This window comes from Stutzerimonas urumqiensis (assembly GCF_003640395.1).
Taxonomy (GTDB): Bacteria; Pseudomonadota; Gammaproteobacteria; order Pseudomonadales; family Pseudomonadaceae; genus Stutzerimonas; species Stutzerimonas urumqiensis.
This window is the reverse complement of the sequence record NZ_RBZQ01000002.1, coordinates 391,187-412,331: the sequence shown is the minus strand read 5'-3', so window position 1 is coordinate 412,331 and position 21,145 is coordinate 391,187. Positions and strand designations below refer to the sequence as shown.

The window sequence follows — 21,145 nt, the reverse complement described above, 5'->3', positions numbered from 1 at the left end:
CCGGGCTCAGCCCAGGGTGCCGAGAATGTTCACGCCGACGCGGTCGGGAATCTCGTTCTGCGACAGCACGTGCAGGCCGGGGCTGAACACGCGGGCATAACGCGCCAGCAGCGGTCGCAGCTGCGGCATCACGGCGAGGATCGGCGGGTGGCCGTCCTTGCGCAGCTTTTCCTTCACCACCGGCATGATCTGCTGCAACTGGTTGAGCAGGCTCGGCTCGACCGGGATGTTGTCGAGGCTCACCGGGCCGGCCTGCTGGGCGATCGCCAGTGCGTTGAGCAGGGTGTTTTCCAGGTTGTTTTCCAGCGTGAAGACGCCCAGTTCGCGGCGGTCGCCGGCAATCGCCGAGACGATGCTGCGACGCAGGGCGAAGCGCACGTCCGAGGCCAGCAGGACCGGGTCCTTGGTCGATTCGCTGCTTTCGAGCAGCGTGCTGGCGATGGTTTCGATGTCGCGCAGCGGCACTTCCTCCTGCAACAGCTGGCGATAGACCCGCAACTGCTGGGTGTAGCTGAGCTGGCCCCTGAGGCTTTCGGCGAGCTTCGGCGCCTGCACCGACAGGCGCTTCATCAGGTGCTCGACGTCGTCGTGCTTGAACAGCTCGGGCAGGTACTCGCGCACCACCTTGTTCAGGTGCGTGGCGACCACGCTGGCGCAGTCGATCACCTGATAGCCGAGGTTCAGCGCGCGCGATTTGTCCGCCGGCTGAATCCACACCACCTGCATGCGGTAGGCCGGGTCATGGCCGAGGATGCCGTCGATCTCGCCGTAGAGCTCCGGCGAGGGGATGGCCATCAGCCGGTCGGCGTGGATTTCCGCGCCGTCGATCTTCTCGCCGTTGATGTAGATGTCGTACTGCGACGCCTTCAGCCGCAGGCTGTCGCGGATCTGCACTTCCGGCAGCAGGAAGCCGAGCTGCTCGGAGAGCGTCTGCCGGACCCCGCGAACCCGCTGGGGCAGCGGCGCGCCGGAGGCTTCGTTGACCAGCCCGACCAGCTTGTAGCCAAGCGAGATGGACAGCCGCTCGACCAGCGGGATGTCGTCCCAGGCCAGGGTCTTGGCCTTCTCCTGGTCCATCGCCTCGCCCAGCGCCTGGATTTCCTTCAGGTCGGCCGCGGCGGCGATCGGCGCCCGTTTCGAGACGCGCCAGGCGATGAACCCGACCAGCGCGGCGAAACCGAGGAAGGCCAGGTGCGGCATGCCCGGCACGATGCCGAGGATCGCCAGGATGCCGGCCACGGTGTAGAGGGTCGAGGGTGAGGCCAGCAACTGGCGCTGGACCTGGTCGGTGATCTCGGTGGCTTCGTTGATGCGGGTGACGATGATCGCCGCAGCGGTCGCCAGCAGCAGCGCGGGGATCTGCGCGACCAGGCCATCGCCGATGGTCAGCAGGGCGTACTGGCGGAAGGCGTCGGCGGCCGGCAGGCCATGCACGAACACGCCGATGGCGAAGCCACCGAACAGGTTGATCAGCAGGATCAGGATGCCGGCGATGGCGTCGCCGCGGACGAACTTCGAGGCGCCGTCCATCGCACCGTAGAAGTCGGCCTCCTTCGACACTTCCTGGCGGCGCGCCTTGGCTTCGTCCTGGTTGATCAGCCCGGCGTTCAGGTCGGCGTCGATCGCCATCTGCTTGCCCGGCAGCGCGTCGAGGGTGAAGCGTGCGGTCACCTCGGAGATCCGCTCGCCACCCTTGGTGATCACGATGAAGTTGATGATCATCAGGATGACGAACACCACCAGGCCGACGATGAAGTTGCCGCCGATCACCACCTCGCCGAAGGCCTCGATCACCTTGCCCGCCGCGCCCGTGCCGCTGTGGCCGTCGAGCAGCACCACTCGCGTGGAGGCGACGTTCAGGCCCAGGCGCAGCAGCGTGGTGATCAGGATGACCGTCGGGAACAGCGAGAAATCCAGCGGACTCTTCGACGACACGCTGACCAGCAGCACCAGCACCGCCATGGCGATGTTGAAGGTGAACAGGATGTCCAGCATCTGCGGCGGCAGCGGCAGGATGATCATCGCCAGCAGCGATAGGATCAGGATCGGAATCCCGATCCGTCCGCTGCGCAGGGTGGGCATGAGCGAGTGCAGGAGGTTCATGATCAGGCTCGTTTCAACAGGTCGTCAGGGATGGGCAGCGTGTCGGGCAGGGACGGCTTGGCACGCCGGCCCTGCTTCCAGGCTTTCAATTGCAGGATGTAGGTCAGCACGTGCGCCACGGCGGTGTAGAGCTGCGCCGGGATCTGCTGGTTGACCTGGGTGGTGAAGTAGATGGCACGGGCCAGCGGCGGCGCTTCGACCACCTCCAGCGAGTGGGCGGCGGCCATCTTGCGGATGTACAGCGCCATCTCGTCGACGCCCTTGGCGATCACGTAGGGCGCGTCGGCCTTCTTGCGGTCGTAACGGATCGCCACGGCGAAGTGCACCGGGTTGACCACCACCACGTCGGCGGTCTTGATCACGCGGTTGATCTGCCGCTGCGCCATCTGCCGCTGCACCTGGCGGATGCGCGCCTTCACTTCGGGGCGGCCTTCCTGGTTCTTGTGCTCTTCCTTGCGCTCCTGCTTGGTCATGCGCATCTTCTTGAGGAAGAAAAACCGTTGCAGCGGCACGTCGATCAGCGCGAACAGCAGGAACACCAGCAGCAGCGCGATGGCGAGATCGAAGGTCAGCGAGAAGGCGCTGCCGATGGCGGTGTAGATGTCGGTGCGTTGCAGCGCCATCAGCCGCGGCGCGGCGTAGTAGAGCTGCCAGGTGGCGATGCCCAGCAGCACGGCGATCTTGAGCAGCGACTTGCCCAGCTCGGCCCAGTTCTGCGCGCCGAACATGCGGCCCAGTCCGGTGATCGGGTTGAGCTTGGAGAATTTCGGCGCGAAGTTCTTCGAGGAGAACACCCAGCCACCCGGCACCAGGCCGAACGCCACCACCAGCAGCGGCGTGATCAGCAGCGGCAACAGCACCGCGATGAGTACGAACAGGTTGTGCAGCAGCACCAGTTTGAGGTCGTCCAGCCCGATCTCGCTGTGGCCGAAGTTGACGAAGGCGTAAGTGAAGCTCTGCTCCAGCCCGGCATAGAACCAGCCGCCGCTCCACTTGAGCGCCAGCAGCGTGACGAGCAGCGAGACGGTGGTGGCGACGTCCTTGGAACGCGCGACCTGGCCGTCCTCGCGGCTCTTCTTGAGCTTGTGCTGGGAGGCTTCTTCCGTCTTGTCCTGGGTGCTGCTCTGCTCAGACACGGCGACCCTCCGTGAGCATGCGCCCGATGTTGCCCAACAGCTCGCGCGTCAGGTGCAGGTAGCCTTCGGACAGGTTGGGCAGCGTCACCAGGATCAGCACCAGTCCGGCCAGGATCGCCATGGGAAAACCCAGCGAAAAGAGGTTCATCGCCGGCGAAATGCGGTTGAGCAGGCCGAAGCAGAACTGCACCAGCGTCATGCAGAACACCATCGGCAACGCGATCAGCAGCGCCGCCGAAATCACCCAGGCGAGCGCCTGCACCAGCGTTTGCAGGCCGTCCCAGTGCACGCCGCTGCCGATCGGCCAATAGACGAAGCTCTGGTACAGGATGCTGATCGTCACCAGATGCCCGTCGACGGCCAGAAACAGGAACACCAGCAGGATGAAATAGAGCTGGTAGATGATCGATGACGACGACACGCCGTTGGCCGGGTCGTTGTAGACCGCCATCGACAGGCCGAGCTGCGTCGAGACGATGTCGCCGACCAGCGTGAATACGGTGAACACCAGCGCCAGCGACACGCCCAGCAGCAGGCCCATGGCGATCTGCTCGAAGGCGGTCAGCAGGCCCAGCGCCGACAGCGGGTCGATGGTCGGCGGCGTCGGCAGCGCGGACGACAGCACCACGGTGATCGCCAGCGCCAGCACGACCCGCACGCGCAGCGGAATCGTCTTGTTGTTGAACAGGGGCGCGAAGGCGAACACCGCCATGATCCGGCAGAACGGCCACCAGTAGGCGAGCAGCCCGTTGAGGTACTGCCCGACCGTCATCAGCGCATCGTCATTCATGGCTAACCGACCAGCCGGCCTGCCTGCCGGAAGGTTTCGATGAACAGGTCGCTCAGCGTGCCGAGGATCCAGTGACCGGCGAATACCAGCATGCCGAGCGTGATCAGCAGGCGCGGCAGGAAGCTCAGCATCTGTTCGTTGATCTGCGTGGCCGCCTGGAAAATGCTGACCAGCAGGCCGCCGATCAGGCTCGGGACGACCAGCACGCTGACGACGATGACGATGATGTGGACGGCGTTGGCGACCACGTCGACCGCGGTCTCGGGCGTCAGCATGGGGCACGCTCGCTCGGATGGGCCGGGTGGCCCGCTCCTTGGGGTTGGGGGAATGGCCGGGCAACCGGCTGTCGGGGTGTCTGCAGGTGCGCGGCTGCTCGCGAAGCCCGTGGCTCGGCAAGGCCTGACGCTGCCCCTGTAGGAGCCGGCTTGCCGGCGATGCTCTGGGCGTTTGCCGGCTGTGCGGTGCACGGGTCCTGTAGGAGCGAGCTTGCTCGCGAAGCCTGCGGCTCTCTGCTCGGGAGCGAAAGCGCCGCGCTTTCCTCGGGACGAGCTACAGGCCGTGGCCGGGCGTCAGCTTCTGTAGGAGCCGGCTTGCCGGCGATGCTCTGGGCGTTTGCCGGCTGCGCGGTGCACGGGTCCTGTAGGAGCGAGCTTGCTCGCGAAGCCTCTGGCTCTCTGCTCGGAAGTGAGAGCGCCGCGCTTTCCTCGGGACGGGCTACAGGTTGCGCCTTGCACGGCGCCTTACTTTTCTTTGTTTGCGCAAAGAAAAGTAAGCAAAAGAAAGCGCACCCCAGCATCCGGGTCAGGTCGCCGAGCGACCTGACTCCCCTCGCTCCGGCGCCGCTCCGGGGGTCGTCACGATGGGACGTCCCTGTCCCATCGTTCCTCGCTCGGCGTCCATGCCTCGCGTCCCCCTGCGCAAGGCCTATGCTCGGCCTCCTGAAGGGGAATAGGTCCGAGTCGCCCGAAAGACCGCTATTGAAAAAAGAGCTCTTTGTGCTTTTTCCGCGGACCAACAAGCAATGCCAAACGCCCCTTGCAGCGAGGGAAGTCAGGTCGCGCAGCGGCCTGACCCGGATGGAGGGGCAAGCGTTTTTGCTTACTTTTTTCGCGACTGAAAAAAGTAAGGCGCCGTGCAAGGCGCAACCTGTCGCCCGAGCCAAGGAAAGCGCCACGCTGCCAACGCGCCCCAAAAGCCCACGAGCCAGAATCAAAAGCATCGCCAGCAAGCTGGCTCCTACAGAAGCGGATGCCCGGCCACGGCCTGTCGCCCGAGCCGAGGAAAGCGCCGCGTTGCCAACGCGCCCCAGAAGCCCACGAGCCAGAATCAAAAGTATCGCCAGCAAGCCGGCTCCTACAGAAGCGGATGCCCGACCACCACGACCTGTCGCCCGAGCCGAGGAAAGTGCCACGCTGCCAACACGCCCCAGAAGCCCACGAGCCAGAATCAAAAACATCGCCAGCAAGCTGGCTCCTACAGAAGCGGATGCCCGACCACGACCTGTCGCGCGAGCCGAGGAAAGCGCCGCGTTGCCAACGCGCCCCGGAAGCCCACGAGCCCGAATCAAAAGCATCGCCCGCAAGCCGGCTCCTACGCAGGCAGCCTCATGCACCGCCGCGCCAAAGCCTTCGCGAGCGAGCTCGCTCCTACAGGACGGGAAAGCGCCGAAGCGAGCGGCGCGAGCCGAGCAAACCGTCTGCATCGCCGCCACCTAGAACGGCTGCACGCTGGTCGTCAGCGTACCCACCAGCAACGCCCAGCCATCGACCAGCACGAAGATCATCAGCTTGAACGGCAGCGAGATCATCATCGGCGACAGCATCATCATGCCCATCGCCATGAGCACGCTGGCGACCACCAGGTCGACGACCAGGAACGGCACGAAAATCATGAAGCCCAGCTGGAAGGCGGTCTTCAGCTCGCTCAGCACGAACGCCGGTAGCAGCAGCGAGAAGTCGAGGTCGGCGAGGTCTTCGGGCATTTCCTCGTCGGCCAGGGCGACCATGGTTTCCAGCGAGGTCTTGTTGGTCTGCGCCAGCATGAAGCCGGACAGGCTCTGCTTGGCTTCGCCGAGCGCCTGTTCGAGCGTGATGGCGTCGTTCTGGAAGGGCTCGAAGGCCTCGCTGTAGATCTCCTGCCAGACCGGCCGCATGACCAGCAGCGTGATGACCAGCGCAATGCCGATCAGCACCTGGTTGGGCGGGCTCTGCTGCAGGCCGATCGCCTGGCGCAGGATGGCCAGCACGATGATGAAGCGGGTGAAGCAGGTCATCATCATCAGCATGGCCGGCAGAAAGCCGAGCAGCGTCATGAGGATGAGGATCTGCAGCTTGACCGAGAAGGCCTGGCCGTCTTCGGTGTCGTGCAGCTCGAACAGGGTGATTTCACCGCCGGCGGCCTGCGCCAGCAGCGGGAAGCCGCTGGCGAGCACGAGCAGCAGCAGGCCGAGCAGACGCGTCGGTTTCATCGCGTCAGCGCATCCAGGCCGGTGCCGGAGAGTTCGATGATGCGCAGGCCGTAGTTGCCGTTCATCACCACCACCTCGGCCTTGGCGAACAGGGCGCCGTTGACCTTCACGTCCAGCGGCTCGCCGGCCAGCTTGTCGAGCACGATGACGCTCGACGGCTCGACGTCCATCAGCTCCTTGAGGGTGACCTCCACCGAGGCCACTTCCAGGGTCACGTTGACCGGAATCTTGCCGAAGAAGGCCAGGTCCGGGCGGGCCGGCTGGGCGGCCACGGGAGCCGGCGCCGGGGCGGCTTCGGCCTCGAGGCGCAGGTCGCCTTCGTTCAGCAGGTTCTCGAACTCGTTGTCGGACAGATCGCCGTTCATGGGGTCTTCACGCTTTCAAGGGAAGTGAGAAACAGGGCGCCGTCCTCTTCGAAGACGGTGCCGCGGTAAAGCCGCTGCCCGGCGACGCGGATCTCGTAGCGGTCCAGCGGGCGCATCAGCAGGACATCGTCCGGGGCCAGCGCCAGCACCTGTGACAGCGGCATCTGCGCCGCCGCGACCACGCAATCGAGGCGCACCGGCAGGTGCTTGATGCCATCGATCGGGTTGCCCGGCAGCGATGGCTGGACGGGCCCGGCGAGGCGGCTGGTGAGTTCATCGGCCAGTTGCGTATCGATATAAATGAAGATCGACGAGCGGTTGCCGGTGATATGGCTGTTGTATTCGAACTCCGCTACGTATTCCCATTCGGTGACTTCGTAGTCGTTCTCGTACTTCTCGAGCGGCCCAAGACTTTCACCGCCCAGCAATGAGCGGCCGAATATCTGGCTGATATCCACGCCAAGGCGCTCGCGTATCCGTTGTTCCGATGTGGTGACCGCGGACGTTTCCCGGCCGGGCACACCCATGCCGCCGTAATAACATTCCAGCGCTTCGGACAATAAGGCGCGATCGATGGCAAAGCCGATCTTGCCGAGTTCGGATCGGTAGATGCACGCCGGGCCATTGAGCACCTGTTCCTGAACATCGACGCGCAGCAATTCGATATTGATGCGGAAGTTGCGCAGGAAGTAATCGCTCACCAGCCTTGGGTGCTTGAGCGTCACATCCTTTATGTAATGAGGAATGCGGTGGTAGTGCCGCCCCAGCTTCTGCGGTTTCAACACAGTCAGGCTGTCGGCGGGCACGTCATGACGGACTTTCGAATGACCAGACATGCGGTGAACCGTAATAAACCGGGATAGGGAAACCGCTCGCGGGCGAGCCGGATGGATGCTTCGGCGAACGGGTCGCCGACTCGGCGGCGGTCGTGCCGCTCGGCAGGCGCAGCGTCGAAGGGACGGGTCGCTTGCAGGGGCGGAGGATAGGCAGGGAGGGGGCGCTGATTAAATCAATAGATATCAAAAGCGCTCGCTGACGCGGCCTGATGCTTTCTGAGACCGGCTAAGCGCATCTGATTGGGCGGGGGTGGCGGCAGCTTGTAGCGTGCGCGCCATCGATTCGGCTATGGCGCAGCGGATCGGCAACAGGTTCCGGCCTTGGTCTCGTAAGAGCGACGCTAGTTCCGCTGCGCTTAAACATTTTTTTCAAGTTTCGCGAAACGGCGTCGATCCATGACATTCGATTTGCCGCACGCAAGGGTGGTCCCAGTGAGAAGTGCCAGTCACGCCATGAAGTTTGTCAGCGATGAGTCGTTGGACTCGCTGACGGCGCGCAAGCAGTTCGTCGTGGTCGGCGGACCGCAACAGCCCAGTTATCAACTCCTGCTGGATGGCCTGCATGAAAACAATGCCGGCGTAACGCTGTTCGATAACACCGATGGATTGTCGGAAGTTGCACTCGAGCGTGCGTCGCTGGTGTTCGTCTTCATCGGAAGTTTGTCGGCCGAAAGCATGTTGGCGCAGGTCGGCGCCATTGTTCGCCGCGCGCCGCATGTCAATGTCATTCCGATCGTCGAATATGCCGATCAACAACAAGCGGCGGCGCTGCTGGAACTTGGCTGCGTCGATTACTTGTTGTCGCCTTTCAGCGCCTCGCAACTGGTTGCGCTGTTGCGTCGTCAGGAACATGCCAACGGCGCCGAAGAAAGTTTCGTGTCGTCGTCGCAGGCCGGGCGGCGGTTGCTGGCGATGGCCCAGCGCGTCGCACTGACCCGCGCGCCGATCCTCATCACCGGCGAAACCGGCACCGGCAAGGAGCTGATGGCGCGCTACATCCATCGCTTCTCGGCGAGCCCCGACGCTCCCTTCATTGCGGTGAACTGCGCGGCGATCCCGGAGCAGATGCTCGAGTCGATCCTGTTCGGCCATGAGCGCGGCGCCTTCACTGGCGCGGTTACGGCGCAGCCGGGCAAGTTCGAGCTGGCCAACGGCGGCACGCTGCTGCTCGACGAGATCGGCGAGCTGCCGCTGGGCCTGCAAGCCAAGCTGCTGCGGGTATTGCAGGAGCAGCGGGTGGAGCGCCTGGGCGCTCGCCGCGAGATCGAGCTGGACGTGCGCATCATCGCCGCCACCAACCGCGACCTGTCGAAGGAAGTGGCCGAAGGACGCTTCCGCGCCGACCTGATGTTCCGCCTCGACGTGCTGCCGCTGCACATCAGCCCGCTGCGCGAGCGGCAGGAAGACGTGCTGCCGCTGGCCCGCCGCTTCATCCGCCAGTACGCGCCGCAGGACGCCGGCCGCGAGCTGCTGACCGACGCCGCCTGCCGCGCACTGTTGCAGCACGACTGGCCGGGCAACGCCCGTGAGCTGGAGAACTGCATCCAGCGCGCGCTGGTGCTGCGCAACGGTTTGTACATCCAGCCGCAGGACCTCGGCTTCGAGGTGCCGGTCGAGGTCCAGCCGGTGACCGAGCGACCGGTCGTGCTGTTCGCCGAGACCGGCAAGGCGGCGCTCAAGGCCAGCGGCAAGTGGGCCGAGTACCAGCATGTGCTCGACACCATCCGCCGCTTCGACGGCCACAAGGCCAAAGCCGCAGCCAGCCTCGGCATGACGCCGCGCGCGCTGCGCTATCGCCTGAATGCCATGCGCGAGCAGGGCGTGCAGGTCGATTTCTGATCACGAGGACAGTAGCCATGAATTCGATCGACCACGTGCAAGGCAGCCTGCTCGGGCAGATGCAGGGCCTCACCGAGGCCGCCCAGGGCGGCGCGATCAAGCCGGCGGCGAACGCGCCGGGCCCGGTCTTCGGGGCGGCGTTCAACGACGTGCTGCATGCGGTGGATGCCGAGCAGCACAAGGCCTCGGCCGCGATGGCCGCGGTCGACAGCGGCAAGAGCGAAGACCTGGTGGGCGCGATGATCCAGAGCCAGAAGGCCAGCGTGTCCTTCTCGGCGCTGCTGCAGGTGCGCAACAAGCTCACCACCGCCTTCGACGACATCATGCGCATGCCGCTGTAACGGGTGGGTCCTGACGTGTTGCAAAGCCTGAAGAACAAACTCCCCGCCGGCGGCTTTACCCTCGACCCGCGCCTGGCGCTGGCCAGCATGGCCGGCGTTGCCGCGGCGCTGGCGCTGTCGGTGGTCTATTACCTGTGGCGCGACAGCGACGCCTACCGCCCGCTCTACGGCGCCGGCGAGAACTTCCCGGCCGCCGAGGTGATGCAGGTGCTCGACGCCGAGGCCGTGCCCTATCGCGTGCACCCGCAGAGCGGGCAGATCCTGGTCCGCGACGACCGCCTGGCCCAGGCGCGCATGGCGCTGGCGGCCAAGGGCGTGAAGGTGTCGATGCCGGCCGGCTACGAGCTGTTCGACAAGGAAGAGCCGCTCGGCACCAGCCACTTCGTCCAGGACGTGCGCCTCAAGCGCAGCCTGGAGGGCGAGATCGCCCGCACCATCATGTCGCTCAAGGGCATCGACCAGGCGCGCGTGCACCTGGCCAAGGAGGAGTCCAGCTCCTTCGTCGTCAGCCGCCGCGCCCCGACCAAGGCCTCGGTGATGGTGCAGCTCGACGCCGGCTATACGCTGACGCCCGAACAGGTCGGCGCCATCCTCAACCTGGTCGCCAACAGCGTGCCGCACCTCAAACCCGAGGACGTCAGCGTCGTCGACCAGTACGGCGCGCTGCTTTCGCGCGGGCTCAACGGCGCGGGCGGTCCGGGGCAGAACTGGCAGGCCGTCGAGGATTACCAGCAGAAGGCGGTCGCCAACATCGAGCAGGTGCTGGCGCCGGTGCTCGGGCTGGGCAACTACCGGATCAGCGTCGCCGCCGATATCGATTTCAGCCAGAAGGAAGAGACCTTCAAGGCCTACGGCGACGACCCGCGCCTGCGCAGCGAAGTGCTGCGCAACGAGAGTGCCATCGACCAGCTCGCGCTCGGCATTCCCGGTTCGCTGGCCAACCGCCCGGTGGCACCGCCCAAGGACGGCGAGGAGCCGCCTGCGGACAAGGAAAACAAGGCCGCCACCTCGCTGCGCGAGGAATCGACCCGCAGCCTGGACTACGACCAGAGCATCACCCACATCAAGTACGCGCCGTTCGCGCTGCGCCAGCAGAGCATCGCGGTGGTGCTCAACGCCCAGAGCGCGCCCGAAGGCGGCTGGACGAACGAAGCCCGCGCCCAGCTCGAGGCGATGGTCAAGAGCGCCGCTGGCTTCAACCCGGCGCGCGGCGACGTCGTCACCCTCAGCGTGCTGCCGTTCACCGTGGTCGAGACGCCGGTCGAGACCGTGCCCTGGTGGCAGAACGAGGACATCCACGCGCTGATCAAGCTCGGCGTGCTCGGGCTGGTGAGCCTGTTGCTGCTGCTGATCGTGGTGCGTCCGGCCGTGCGTCACCTGATGCGTCCGGCCACGGCGGTGCGTGAAGGCGTGACCGAGCCCCTGGCCGCCGAGGCCTTGGCGCAGCCGGCGCCGGGCGCGCTGCCGCCGGCGACCGATGCCGAGCGACTGCCGTCGCCGGCGGGGCTGCGCGAGGGCGCGGCGGGCGGGCTGGTGTTCGCCGAGCTGAATCCGCTCGCGGAGATTCGCCTGCCGGCGCCGGGCTCGGGCCTGGAGCTTCAGATCGAACACCTGCAAATGTTGGCCAAGAACGACCCGGAACGCGTGTCCGAAGTCATCAAGCACTGGATTGGGCGCAATGAACGAGACCTCACCCCCGCAGGCTAACGAGGCCAAGGCGGTCGCCAAATCGCGACCGGTCCAGGCCCGCGCCGTCAGCTCCCTGGAGCAGGCCGCGATCCTCATGCTGAGCATGGGCGACGACATCTCCGCCGGTGTGCTGCGGCACTTCTCGCGCGAGGAAATCATCGCCATCAGCCAGGCGATGGCGCGGCTGTCGAACGTCAAGCAACCCATGGTTTCGGACGTCATCGGCCGCTTCTTCGACGACTACAAGGAGCAGAGCAGCATCAAGGGCGCCTCGCGCGGCTACCTGGCCGGCATGCTGTCGCGCGCCTTGGGCGGCGACATCACCCGCTCGCTGCTCGACTCCATCTACGGCGAGGAAATCCGCGCCAAGATGGCCAAGATGGAATGGCTGGACCCCAAGCAGTTCGCGGCGCTGATCAGCAAGGAACACGCGCAGATGCAGGCGGTGTTCCTCGCCTTCCTGCCGCCGGGCATGGCCACCGAAGTGCTCGAGTGCATGCCGGCCGAGCGCCAGGACGAGCTGCTGTACCGCATCGCCAACCTCACCGAGGTCAACAGCGACGTCATCGCCGAGCTGGAAGAGCTGATCGACCGCAGCCTCAAGGTGCTCTCGACCCAGGGCTCGCAGGTGCGCGGCGTGAAGCAGGCGGCGGACATCATGAACCGCTTCAAGGGCAACCGGGACCAGATGTTCGAGCTCTTGCGCGCGCACAACGAGGCGCTGGTGGAGAAGATCGAGGACGAGATGTACGACTTCTTCATCCTCTCGCGGCAGAACCCGGACGTGCTGCAGACGCTGCTCGAGGTGATTCCGCTGGAAGAGTGGGTGGTCGCGCTCAAGGGCGCCGAGCCCGCGCTGGTCAAGGCGATCCAGGGCGCGCTGCCCAAGCGCCAGGCGCAGCAGATGGAGTCGATCAACCGCCGCCAGGGCCCGGTGCCGCTGTCGCGCGTCGAGCAGGTGCGCAAGGACATCATGGGCGTGGTGCGCGAGATGTCGGCCAATGGCGAGCTGCAGATCCAGCTCTTCCGCGAACAGACCGTCGAGTAACCGGCCATGAGCGTCAAGGTGATCAAGGGCGCCGGTCGCGAGTGGCGGCCGTTCCGCTTCCCGCCGCGCTTCAAGGTGAGCGGGCCGTCGCATGACGACTGGAGCGGCGACCCGGCGGCCCTTCAGCGCGCCGTCGCCGACGGCTTCCAGGAAGGCGTCGAGCGCGGTTATCGCGAGGGGCTCGAGCAGGGCCGGCAAGCGGGCCACGGCGAGGGCTTCGAGCGCGGCGTGCAGGACGGCAAGGCCATCGGCCGCGAAGAGGGCCGTGCCCAGGGCCGCCAGGCGTTCGATGAGGCCGCGCGGCCGCTGGAGCAGGTGGTCGCCGCCTTCGAGCGGTTCCGCCGCGACTTCGAGCAGGCCCGGCGCGACGAGCTGCTGGAGCTGGTGCAGAAGGTCGCCAAGCAGGTGATCCGCTGCGAGCTGACGCTGCATCCCACGCAATTGCTGTCGCTCGCCGAAGAGGCGCTGGCCGCCATGCCGGGCGACCCGCAGGACGTACGCATCCTGCTCAACCCGGAGGAGTGCGCGCGCATCAAGGAGCTGGCGCCCGAGCGCGCCGCGGCGTGGCGACTGGTGCCCGATGACAAGCTCGCGCTCGGCGAATGCCGGGTGATCACCGCCGAATCCGAGGCCGACATCGGCTGCCAGCAGCGCCTGGACGCCTGCATGGACGCGCTCGGCGAACACATCCGGGCCGAGGCCTGAGGCCGTGTCGATCCGCGAGGCGTTCAAGCTCGACGAGGCGCTGCGTTCGCTCGAGTCGGTGCAGCTGGCCAAGGTCAGCGGCCGGTTGGTGCGCGTCTCCGGGCTGGTGCTCGAAGCGCTCGGCTGCCAGCGGCTGACCGGCCAGCGCTGCTACGTCGAACAGGGAGACGGCAGCATGCTCGAAGCGCAGGTGGTGGGCTTCAACCGCGAAATCACCTACCTGATGCCGTTCAAGAAGCCCATCGGCCTGGCCTCGGGCTCGCGCGTCTTCCCGGCGCCGGACGAGGCCTCGCTGCACATCGACGACTCCTGGCTGGGCCGGGTGGTCAACGGCCTCGGCGAGCCGCTCGACGAGGCCGGCAAGCTCGGCGGCCAGCACCGGTTGCCGACCGAGCTGCCGACGGTCAACCCGCTCAAGCGCAAGCCGGTCAGCGAGCCGCTGGACGTCGGCGTGCGCGCCATCAACGCGCTGCTGACGATCGGCAAGGGGCAGCGGGTCGGCCTCTTCGCCGGCTCCGGCGTCGGCAAAAGCGTGCTGCTGGGCATGATCACCCGGCAGACCAAGGCCGACGTGGTGGTGGTCGGGCTGATTGGCGAACGCGGCCGTGAAGTGCAGGAGTTCATCCTCCATTCGCTGGGCGAGGAGGGCCTGAAGAAGGCGGTGGTGGTGGTCGCGCCGGCCAACGAATCGCCGCTCATGCGGCTGAAGGCCACCGAGCTGTGCCACAGCATCGCCGCGCATTACCGCGACCAGGGCAAGGATGTGTTGCTGCTGGTCGATTCGCTCACCCGTTACGCGATGGCCCAGCGGGAAATCGCCCTGGCGCTCGGCGAGCCGCCGGCGACCAAGGGCTATCCGCCGTCGGTGTTCGGCATGCTGCCGGAACTGGTGGAGAGCGCCGGCAATGGCGAGCACGGCAGCGGCAGCCTGAGCGCGCTCTACACGGTGCTGGCCGAGGGCGATGACCAGCAGGACCCGATCGTCGACTGCGCACGGGCGATCCTCGACGGGCATATCGTGCTGTCGCGCCGGCTGGCGGAGGCGGGGCATTACCCGGCCATCGACGTCGGCGCCTCGGTCAGCCGCTGCATGAGCCAGGTCGGCGAGCCGCCGCACCTGGGCGCGGCACGCCAGCTTAAGGAATTCCATTCGGCCTACGGCAAGATCAAGGAGCTGATCCCGCTCGGCGGCTACACGCCGGGCATGGACGCCCGGACCGACCGGGCCGTGCAGCTCGCGCCGTCGATCGAGCGCTTCCTGCGGCAGGAAACGGGCGAGGCGGCCGAGCTGGACGCCAGCATCGCCACCCTGCAAGCGCTGATCCGCAAGCCATGAGCCGGAGCCTGCCGTGAAAGACGAGATCGAGGTGCTGTCGCGGCTGGCCAGCCTGCGCGGCCACAAGGTGCGCGAAATGCTCGGCCGGGTGCAGTACCAGCAGAACCTCTGCCAGCGCTACCGCAACAACATCACTGGGCTCGGTCGCCTGTGCGGCTTCAGCGTGCCCATGACCACGCCTTTGCAACGCGACAACCAGCAGCGCTACAAGGCCACGCTGTACAAGATGGTCGAGCTTCAGCGCCGCGAGCTGGAAGTCGCCGAACAGACGCTGGCCCGCATCCAGCGCGAGCTGTTGCTGGCGATGCGCAACGAGAAGGTCATCGAACAGCTCGTCGAGAGCCGGTTGGCGCAGTGGAATCAGCAGCTGGCGCAGCAGGAACAGAAGATCCAGGACGGCCTCGCGCAACAGGCATGGTGGCGAAACCAGGCGCTTTGACCGGTACGACCGCTCATCGCCTCGCCATTTAAGTTTTCCCGGGCAGCGGTCGCTTACTGCTGGTAACCCCTGAGTTGGAACCGATCATGGAAATCAGCCGGACCTTGAAGCCCGTCACTCCCGCAGCGGTCGAAGCCCCTGCCAAGGCGCGCCCGACGGCGGCCGCACAACCCGCCACCTCCGCCCGTCCCGCCAACGCGAGCCTGCCGCTGGAACAGATGCAGGCGGCCCTGCGTTCGCTGCCCGACCTCGACCTGGACAAGGTCGCGGCCATCAAGGCGGCCCTGGCGCGCGGCGAAATCGACACCGACGCCGCCACCCTGGCCGGCCACGTGCTCGCCCACCACCGCGGCAGCGACGCGTGAGCCAGCGCGACAAGCTGCTGGCCGTGATCGCCGAGGACCTCCAGCAGGACCGCGACGATTACCGCCTGCTCGAGCGCCACATGGAGGCGCTCTACGGTCAGCTCCTGGCGCGCGACTGCCCGGCGATCGACGCCAGCAATGCCGCCATCGCTGAGACCGTCGAAGGGCTGACCCAGCGCGCCCAACGCCGCAGCAAGGTGCTCGGCGCCTTCGGCCTCGGCGCGACCCCCGAAGCCATGCAGCGCCTGCTCGGCGCCTTCGCACCGACCCGTCGCCCGACGATCACCGCGCTGTGGTCCGAGGTCGGCGCGCTCGCCGCCCGCTGCCAGCAGCTCAACGAGCGCAACGGCAACCTGCTGGCCATGCACCACGAAATCCTCAGCCAGCTGCTTGGCCGCGGTGCCCAGGCGGCGGTCTACGCCCCGTACTGACGGCGCCGCGCCCGCGCGGTTGGCATGGCGACGCCGCCTGCCGCGAGGCGTTTTGACCGCCGCACTTCCTCGGCCCGGACGACAGATTGCGCCCTGCACGGCGCGAAAACTTTGCAGATACATAGGAGCCCGCTTGCGGGCGATGCTCTTGTCTTTTGGCTTTGCGGTCTGGCGTTTTGGACGCCGCGCTTTCCTCGGCTCGGACTACCGATTGCGCCTTGCACGGCGCCTCACTTTTCTTTGTCTGGGCAAAGAAAAGTAAGCAAAAGAAAGCCCACCCCTGCATCCGGCCCCGGCTTCGCCGGGGTCCCCTCGCTCCGGTGCCGTTCCAGGGGCACGCCACGAAGGGCCATCCATGGCCCTCGCGGCTCTCGCGGCATCCCTGCCGCTCAACCCCTTCCACGGCACCTGCGCTCGGCCTTCTGATGGGGCGAGGGGCCGGGCAGAGGCGCGCGCGGCGTCCAGAACGCCCAGATCACGAAGCCAAAAAAGCAAGAGCTGTCGCCCGCAAGGACTAAGCGTCCCCAGGCGGCATGGGGTTTCGGTATTGCTCGCGATCGCTTCGCCGCCCTCCATCTCACCCAAACCCGCCCAGCCGGTGAGCCCCGTTCCGACCCGCTGCGCACCGTCGTGCTCGAAGGGCTGGCCGCGGCTTAATCCCACCTCTGCCGGGGTCGCCTTTCCCCTGTACCGGACCGCCTACAGGCAGGGCGGAAATACCCTTTCCTCCGGTCGCTCGCAGGGCGGCAAGGGGAAAGATCCTTTCAGTGCGGGATCGGCTCAATGCCAGCAGTTTCGCGGGTTCGCGAGGTTGGCACCGGTCTTGCTCTAACGAAACGCAGACAAGGGGGCCGTGATGGCAATCGATTCGGACTACGTAAAGAACATGGCGACGCAGCTGGCCAACTTCGGGGTGCAGGCCTCGCTGGATCGGCTCAACCGCAATGAGGCGAACTACCAGGCGCAGCGCGACGCCCTGAGTTCGCTGCGCACGGCCTTGTCCACCTTCAAGACGTCGCTCGGCGGGCTGAAGTCCGGCGGCTCGAGCATGCTGGTCAACAGCGCCACCTTCGGCCAGGAGGGCTATGCCACCGCCACCGTCGGCAGCACGGCCCAGCCGGGCACCTACCAGTTCTTCGTCGAGCAGCTGGCCAGCGCCCACCAGTTGGCGGTCAACGGGCTGACCGACGCGGATGTCGGCAACAGCGGGACCCTGACCATCGGCCAGGCCGGCAGCAGTTTCACGGTCGACCTCGCCAGCATCGATGCGGACGGCAACGGCAGCAATTCGCTGGACGAGCTCGCCGCCGCGATCAACGGCCACAGCGGCAACACCGGTGCCCGCGCCACGCTGGTGCGCACCGACGGCGCCGTGTCGCTGGTGATCTCCAGCGAGAAGACCGGCGCCGCCAACGCGCTGACCCTGAGCACCAGCGGCACCGGCACGGCGCTCGCCAACGCCGTGGCGTCTCGCCAGGAGCTGGCCGCGGCGCAGAACGCCAAGGTTCGCCTGGGCGGCGAGACCGGCATGCTGCTGGAGAACGCCAGCAACACCTTCGCCAACCTGGTCGAGGGCGTCAGCCTGACCTTCAGCAAGACCCACGCCGCGGGTGAGCAGCCGCTCTCGGTCACCATCGGCCAGGACAAGACCGCCACCAAGGCCAAGGCGCAGTCGTTCATCGATGCCTTCAACACGCTGATGGGCACCTTCGACACCCTGACCGGCAGCGGTAGCGACAGTGCCAAGCGTGGCGCCCTGGCCGGCGATTCCAGCGTGCGTTCGATCGAGGCGCAGCTCAACGCGCTGGTGCGCAACGGCTTCGGCGGCAAGAGCCTGATCGAGTACGGCATCAGCGCCGACCGCAACGGCAAGCTGACCATCGACGCCACCCGCTTCGAAGCGGCCGTCGCCGCCGATCCGGAAGGGTTCGAGGCGCTGTTCACCGGCAAGGACACGCTGCTCGACACCGTCGACAAGACGCTTGCCACCTACACCAGCAGCGCCAGCGGCGTGCTGAAGAACCGCATGGATTCGCTCGACCTGAACCTCGGCCGTATCGATGAGCAGTTCGACCAGCTGCAACGCCAGTACGACACCTACTACACCCGCTACCTGCGCCAGTTCACCAGCATGATGCAGACCATGCAGGCGATGGAGCAGACCAGCGGCCTGTTCACCTCCTTCGGAACCACCACCGCATGAACGCCTATTCCGACAGCTACGACAGCTACCGCTCGGTAGACCTCGAAGCCCGCGCCGCCGCGGCATCGCCTTACGAGCTGGTGCTGGTCCTGTTCGACGGCCTGCTCGACGAGCTGGCCCGCGCACGGGGCCACATCGAGCACAAGCGCTACCAGCAGAAGGGCCAGTCGCTGGAAAAGTGCATGAACATCCTCAACGGCCTGTCCGGCGCGCTCGACTACGAGGGCGGCGGCGAGGTCGTGCAGGAACTGGCGCGCCTCTATGACTACTGCATCTATCGCCTCTCCGACGTCAGCGTGTCGCTGTCGCTGGAAGGGCTGGATGAAGTGATCAAGCTGCTGGGCGTCCTGCGCGAAGGCTGGGAAGGCGTGAATGCGGCCCGCAAGTGACCCCGCGCAGCAGTTGCGAGGGCTGCACGCCGAATTGGCGAGCGCCCTGGCAGCCGCCGACTGGACGGCCGTGAGCGCGATCGATCAGCGGATTCGCCGCTGCCTCGAGGCGCTCGCCGATCCGGCGGCCCTCGAGCCCGAGGCACGGGCCGCGCACCAGGCCCTGCATCGGCTGCACAGCGAGGCGCTGCGAGCCTGCGCGCAGGAATGCGAGCGCCTGCGTCAGCGACTCGACCACCACCTGGACTACGCCGAAGGGCGTTCGGCCTATCAGCGCATCGGGCTGATGGGCGGGAGATGAGCGTGATTCATTCGATCAGCACCGCGGCCAGCGCCGCCACCGGTAGCGCAGCGACCCAGCCGATGGCCGGCCCATTGCCGGCGGCCACCGCGTCGCCGCTTGGCCACCGTGCCCTGGCCAGTTTCGTCCAGCGCATGGCCGCCATCGAAAGCGCACAGGCTGCCATTCCCGCTTCCGGCTTCGGCGCGTCGGCCCTGACCGGCGACGTACCCGCCGCGGGCCAGACGCCGCGGCCGGAGGCGATGAAGGCCGAAGCCGGCCGTGGCGCAAGCGGCGACGAGCAGGTCTCCGAGCAATGGCTGCTCGGCATGCTGGCGCAGCACCAGGCGGTGATCCAGGCGCATGAAGGCGCGCCGCAGCCCGCTGCCCCGAGCGCGACCGCCGAGGGCGAAACGCCGGCCGAAGCGCTGGCGATGCTGCTGGCGGCTCCGAGCGCGAGCGCCCCGCTGCCGACCGCCGAGTCGCTCGAGGTCGCCGACCTGCAAGCCTTCGCCAGCGCCATCGTCCGCAGCACGACCCAGCCGGCCGCGCGCGAGCCTGCCCCGGTGGCCCTCGTCACCTTGACCGCGACGCCTGACGCTGCGAGCACCGACAGCCTACTGGCCGCGCTCGAAAACCCGCCGGCACCGGCGGTCGAGGGAACGACCCCGACCCAGCAGCCGAGCGGGCCGACCTTCGAGCGCGTGCTGAAGCTGCAAGCCCCGGAAGCCAAGTGGGGCGAGCAGATGCTGCAAGCGCTGCGCGACAACGTCGAACTGCAGCTCCAGCAGCGCGTCCAGAGCGCCACCATTCGCCTGGACCCGCCGGAACTGGGCAGCCTGGAAATCCTCGTCAGCCATGAGTCCGGCCGTCTGAGCGTGCAGGTCAACGCCGCCCAGCCGGAGGTCGCGCGGATGCTCCAGCAGACCAGCGAGCGCTTGCGCCAGGAACTGGTCGGCCAGCATTTCGTGCAGGTGAACGTGCAGGTCGGCGCCGACAGCGGCCACGGCCAGCCGGACCGCCAGCCGCGCGCACCGGCGTTCGCCGAGGACGCGCCGATCCTCGCCAATGGCACCGAACACCCCGAATCCACCGCCGCCCAGGCCCGCCACCGCGATGCGCTGGTGACGGTATGAGCGAGCCGAGCGCCACCCCGGAAGCACGCCCCATGAATGCCGCACGCATCCTGATTGTCGTCACCCTGATCAACCTGCTCATCGTCGCCGGCGGCGTCGGCGCGGCCTGGTGGCTGCTCAAGCCCGCCGCCCCGGTCGACCCGGCACAGGCGCTCGCCGCGGCCGAAGAAGAAGAGGCCGAGCCGGTCGCCTACGAATTCTTCCCGGTCGACAAGGTGATCGTCAGCCTGCGCGGGGAGGGCCGTGAGCGTTACTTCGTCCTCGATCTGATGCTCCAGGCCGAGAAGGGCGAAGAGCCGATCGACTTCGCACCGGTCGAGCCGCTGGTGCGCAACTCGGTGGTCGCCTACCTCTCCGGCTTGCCGTTCGAGGAGCTGCGCGGCTTGCAGATCGCCGAGCTGCAGACCCGCCTGGAAGACGTGCTGGTCGCCGACTTCGCCCGGCAGAAGGCAGTGGCGCCGTTCCAGTCGGTGCTGGTCAACAAGCTCATCGTGCAGTGACGAGCCCGACATGAACGCCCACAGCTATCTCGACTACCAGGCCGCCGAGCCCGGGCCGCCGGTGCTGGCGCCCGGCGCCGAACAGCGCTGGGTGATGCAGTACCTGCCGCTGGTCAAGCGCATCGTCCGGCAGCTGTCGCTGCAGGCCAACCAGGTGCTCGACCGCGAGGACATGGAACAGATCGGCCTGATGGGGCTGCTCGACAGCCTGCGCCGCTACGGCGAGCCGGACGAAGCCTTCGGCCGCTTTGCCTCGCTGCGCATCCGCGGCGCCATCCTCGATGAGCTGCGCCGCCAGGACTGGCGGCCCCGTCAGGTGCGCCAGCAGGTGCACAAGACCCGCGACGCGATCCGCACGCTGGCGCGCCAGTTCGGCCGCCAGCCCACGGACGAAGAGATCCAGCAGCATGTCGGGCTGGGCGAGAAGGACTATCACGACTACCTCCTGGCCGAATCCTGCGAGGCGATCGAGAGCCTCGACGAAATCTTGCAGGGCGGTCATGAACCCTTCGCCGACAACGGCTCGGGGTTCGAGGAGCGGCTGCTGCAACAGCGTCTGCTGGAGCAGGCCCTGGCCAGGCTGGACGAGCGCGAGCGGCTGGTGCTGACGCTGTACTACCAGCACGAGTTGAGCCTGAAGGAAATCGCCCTGGTGCTGGATGTTAGCGATGCCCGGGTCTGTCAGTTGAGCAAGCAGGCGATCGGCAAGGCCTGTCGCTTCCTAACCGAAAAAGCGTAGTAACCATC

22 protein-coding genes are annotated in these 21,145 nt (G+C 66.8%); 15 read left to right on the top strand and 7 right to left on the bottom strand.

The genetic code is table 11. From position 1 onward, the window contains the following. Nucleotides 1-6 precede the first annotated feature (6 nt). From D7325_RS05320 to D7325_RS05290, 7 genes are all read right to left on the bottom strand, one after another. Nucleotides 7-2,103: a flagellar biosynthesis protein FlhA gene (locus D7325_RS05320; RefSeq protein ID WP_120994490.1), complete on the bottom strand. Its 2,097-nt coding sequence runs from the start codon at nt 2,101-2,103 to the stop codon at nt 7-9. A gap of 2 nt (nt 2,104-2,105) precedes the next feature. Beyond that, on the bottom strand, nt 2,106-3,239 hold the full coding sequence (flhB, locus tag D7325_RS05315) for a flagellar biosynthesis protein FlhB (RefSeq protein ID WP_120994489.1): 1,134 nt from the start codon (nt 3,237-3,239) through the stop codon (nt 2,106-2,108). Next, nucleotides 3,232-4,011 carry a flagellar biosynthetic protein FliR gene (fliR, locus tag D7325_RS05310; RefSeq protein ID WP_425452263.1) on the bottom strand — a complete coding sequence of 260 codons (780 nt, stop codon included), beginning with the start codon at nt 4,009-4,011 and terminating at the stop codon, nt 3,232-3,234. Before fliR ends, flhB begins: the two co-directional genes overlap by 8 nt. Nucleotides 4,012-4,031: 20 nt before the next feature. Beyond that, nucleotides 4,032-4,304, bottom strand: coding sequence for a flagellar biosynthetic protein FliQ (locus tag D7325_RS05305; protein ID WP_120994487.1), 273 nt, complete (start codon nt 4,302-4,304; stop codon nt 4,032-4,034). A gap of 1,436 nt (nt 4,305-5,740) precedes the next feature. Then, complete coding sequence (gene fliP / locus D7325_RS05300) at nt 5,741-6,496, bottom strand: flagellar type III secretion system pore protein FliP (protein ID WP_120994486.1); 756 nt, start codon at nt 6,494-6,496, stop codon at nt 5,741-5,743. Beyond that, complete coding sequence (fliN, locus tag D7325_RS05295) at nt 6,493-6,861, bottom strand: flagellar motor switch protein FliN (protein WP_120994485.1); 369 nt, start codon at nt 6,859-6,861, stop codon at nt 6,493-6,495. The genes fliP and fliN overlap by 4 nt, the downstream gene beginning before the upstream one ends. Next, nucleotides 6,858-7,697 carry a FliM/FliN family flagellar motor switch protein gene (locus tag D7325_RS05290; RefSeq protein ID WP_120994484.1) on the bottom strand — a complete coding sequence of 280 codons (840 nt, stop codon included), beginning with the start codon at nt 7,695-7,697 and terminating at the stop codon, nt 6,858-6,860. Before D7325_RS05290 ends, fliN begins: the two co-directional genes overlap by 4 nt. Before the next feature lie 453 nt (nt 7,698-8,150). Between D7325_RS05290 and D7325_RS05285 the strand changes: the two genes are divergently transcribed. The 15 genes from D7325_RS05285 (at nt 8,151) to D7325_RS05215 (ending at nt 21,137) form a co-directional block, all read left to right on the top strand. Then, on the top strand, nt 8,151-9,536 hold the full coding sequence (locus tag D7325_RS05285; protein WP_120994483.1) for a sigma-54 interaction domain-containing protein: 1,386 nt from the start codon (nt 8,151-8,153) through the stop codon (nt 9,534-9,536). A 17-nt stretch (nt 9,537-9,553) separates the two neighbouring features. Continuing rightward, nucleotides 9,554-9,877 (top strand): flagellar hook-basal body complex protein FliE, encoded by a 324-nt coding sequence (gene fliE / locus D7325_RS05280; protein ID WP_120994482.1) that lies wholly within the window; start codon nt 9,554-9,556, stop codon nt 9,875-9,877. Nucleotides 9,878-9,892: 15 nt separating this feature from the next. Beyond that, complete coding sequence (gene fliF, locus D7325_RS05275; protein WP_120994481.1) at nt 9,893-11,584, top strand: flagellar basal-body MS-ring/collar protein FliF; 1,692 nt, start codon at nt 9,893-9,895, stop codon at nt 11,582-11,584. Beyond that, the gene (locus D7325_RS05270; protein WP_120994480.1) at nt 11,556-12,614 is read left to right on the top strand and encodes a FliG C-terminal domain-containing protein; all 1,059 of its coding nucleotides are present in this window, start codon (nt 11,556-11,558) and stop codon (nt 12,612-12,614) included. The genes fliF and D7325_RS05270 overlap by 29 nt, the downstream gene beginning before the upstream one ends. Nucleotides 12,615-12,620: 6 nt before the next feature. Beyond that, entirely contained in the window at nt 12,621-13,319 is a 699-nt protein-coding gene (fliH, locus tag D7325_RS05265; RefSeq protein WP_120994479.1) for a flagellar assembly protein FliH, read from the top strand. A gap of 4 nt (nt 13,320-13,323) precedes the next feature. Further along, the gene (fliI, locus tag D7325_RS05260; protein WP_120994478.1) at nt 13,324-14,655 is read left to right on the top strand and encodes a flagellar protein export ATPase FliI; all 1,332 of its coding nucleotides are present in this window, start codon (nt 13,324-13,326) and stop codon (nt 14,653-14,655) included. 13 nt (nt 14,656-14,668) lie between these two features. After that, nucleotides 14,669-15,094 carry a flagellar FliJ family protein gene (locus D7325_RS05255; protein WP_120994477.1) on the top strand — a complete coding sequence of 142 codons (426 nt, stop codon included), beginning with the start codon at nt 14,669-14,671 and terminating at the stop codon, nt 15,092-15,094. A gap of 86 nt (nt 15,095-15,180) precedes the next feature. After that, nucleotides 15,181-15,459 (top strand): flagellar biosynthesis anti-sigma factor FlgM, encoded by a 279-nt coding sequence (gene flgM, locus D7325_RS05250; protein ID WP_120994476.1) that lies wholly within the window; start codon nt 15,181-15,183, stop codon nt 15,457-15,459. Further along, nucleotides 15,456-15,890, top strand: coding sequence for a flagellar protein FlgN (gene flgN, locus D7325_RS05245; protein ID WP_120994475.1), 435 nt, complete (start codon nt 15,456-15,458; stop codon nt 15,888-15,890). Before flgM ends, flgN begins: the two co-directional genes overlap by 4 nt. A gap of 856 nt (nt 15,891-16,746) precedes the next feature. Beyond that, entirely contained in the window at nt 16,747-18,093 is a 1,347-nt protein-coding gene (fliD, locus tag D7325_RS05240; protein WP_120994474.1) for a flagellar filament capping protein FliD, read from the top strand. Continuing rightward, entirely contained in the window at nt 18,090-18,482 is a 393-nt protein-coding gene (gene fliS / locus D7325_RS05235) for a flagellar export chaperone FliS (RefSeq protein WP_120994473.1), read from the top strand. Before fliD ends, fliS begins: the two co-directional genes overlap by 4 nt. Continuing rightward, nucleotides 18,466-18,783, top strand: a complete 318-nt coding sequence (locus D7325_RS05230; RefSeq protein WP_120994472.1) for a hypothetical protein — start codon at nt 18,466-18,468, stop codon at nt 18,781-18,783. Before fliS ends, D7325_RS05230 begins: the two co-directional genes overlap by 17 nt. A 2-nt stretch (nt 18,784-18,785) precedes the next feature. After that, the gene (locus tag D7325_RS05225) at nt 18,786-19,898 is read left to right on the top strand and encodes a flagellar hook-length control protein FliK (RefSeq protein ID WP_245962015.1); all 1,113 of its coding nucleotides are present in this window, start codon (nt 18,786-18,788) and stop codon (nt 19,896-19,898) included. A 32-nt stretch (nt 19,899-19,930) separates the two neighbouring features. After that, on the top strand, nt 19,931-20,398 hold the full coding sequence (locus D7325_RS05220) for a flagellar basal body-associated FliL family protein (protein ID WP_120994471.1): 468 nt from the start codon (nt 19,931-19,933) through the stop codon (nt 20,396-20,398). Nucleotides 20,399-20,408: 10 nt separating this feature from the next. Beyond that, nucleotides 20,409-21,137 (top strand): FliA/WhiG family RNA polymerase sigma factor, encoded by a 729-nt coding sequence (locus D7325_RS05215; RefSeq protein WP_120994470.1) that lies wholly within the window; start codon nt 20,409-20,411, stop codon nt 21,135-21,137. Nucleotides 21,138-21,145: the final 8 nt, after the last annotated feature.

Excerpts from the sequence above, each read along its gene's own strand:
- D7325_RS05320 (WP_120994490.1), bottom strand. The coding sequence starts at position 2,103 with ATGAACCTCCTGCACTCGCTCATGCCCACCCTGCGCAGCGGACGGATC.
- fliR (WP_425452263.1), bottom strand. The coding sequence starts at position 4,011 with ATGACGGTCGGGCAGTACCTCAACGGGCTGCTCGCCTACTGGTGGCCG.
- D7325_RS05305 (WP_120994487.1), bottom strand. The coding sequence starts at position 4,304 with ATGCTGACGCCCGAGACCGCGGTCGACGTGGTCGCCAACGCCGTCCAC.
- fliP (WP_120994486.1), bottom strand. The coding sequence starts at position 6,496 with ATGAAACCGACGCGTCTGCTCGGCCTGCTGCTGCTCGTGCTCGCCAGC.
- fliN (WP_120994485.1), bottom strand. The coding sequence starts at position 6,861 with ATGAACGGCGATCTGTCCGACAACGAGTTCGAGAACCTGCTGAACGAA.
- D7325_RS05290 (WP_120994484.1), bottom strand. The coding sequence starts at position 7,697 with ATGTCTGGTCATTCGAAAGTCCGTCATGACGTGCCCGCCGACAGCCTG.
- D7325_RS05285 (WP_120994483.1), top strand. The coding sequence starts at position 8,151 with ATGAAGTTTGTCAGCGATGAGTCGTTGGACTCGCTGACGGCGCGCAAG.
- fliE (WP_120994482.1), top strand. The coding sequence starts at position 9,554 with ATGAATTCGATCGACCACGTGCAAGGCAGCCTGCTCGGGCAGATGCAG.
- D7325_RS05270 (WP_120994480.1), top strand. The coding sequence starts at position 11,556 with ATGAACGAGACCTCACCCCCGCAGGCTAACGAGGCCAAGGCGGTCGCC.
- fliH (WP_120994479.1), top strand. The coding sequence starts at position 12,621 with ATGAGCGTCAAGGTGATCAAGGGCGCCGGTCGCGAGTGGCGGCCGTTC.
- flgM (WP_120994476.1), top strand. The coding sequence starts at position 15,181 with ATGGAAATCAGCCGGACCTTGAAGCCCGTCACTCCCGCAGCGGTCGAA.
- fliD (WP_120994474.1), top strand. The coding sequence starts at position 16,747 with ATGGCAATCGATTCGGACTACGTAAAGAACATGGCGACGCAGCTGGCC.
- fliS (WP_120994473.1), top strand. The coding sequence starts at position 18,090 with ATGAACGCCTATTCCGACAGCTACGACAGCTACCGCTCGGTAGACCTC.
- D7325_RS05230 (WP_120994472.1), top strand. The coding sequence starts at position 18,466 with ATGCGGCCCGCAAGTGACCCCGCGCAGCAGTTGCGAGGGCTGCACGCC.
- D7325_RS05220 (WP_120994471.1), top strand. The coding sequence starts at position 19,931 with ATGAATGCCGCACGCATCCTGATTGTCGTCACCCTGATCAACCTGCTC.
- D7325_RS05215 (WP_120994470.1), top strand. The coding sequence starts at position 20,409 with ATGAACGCCCACAGCTATCTCGACTACCAGGCCGCCGAGCCCGGGCCG.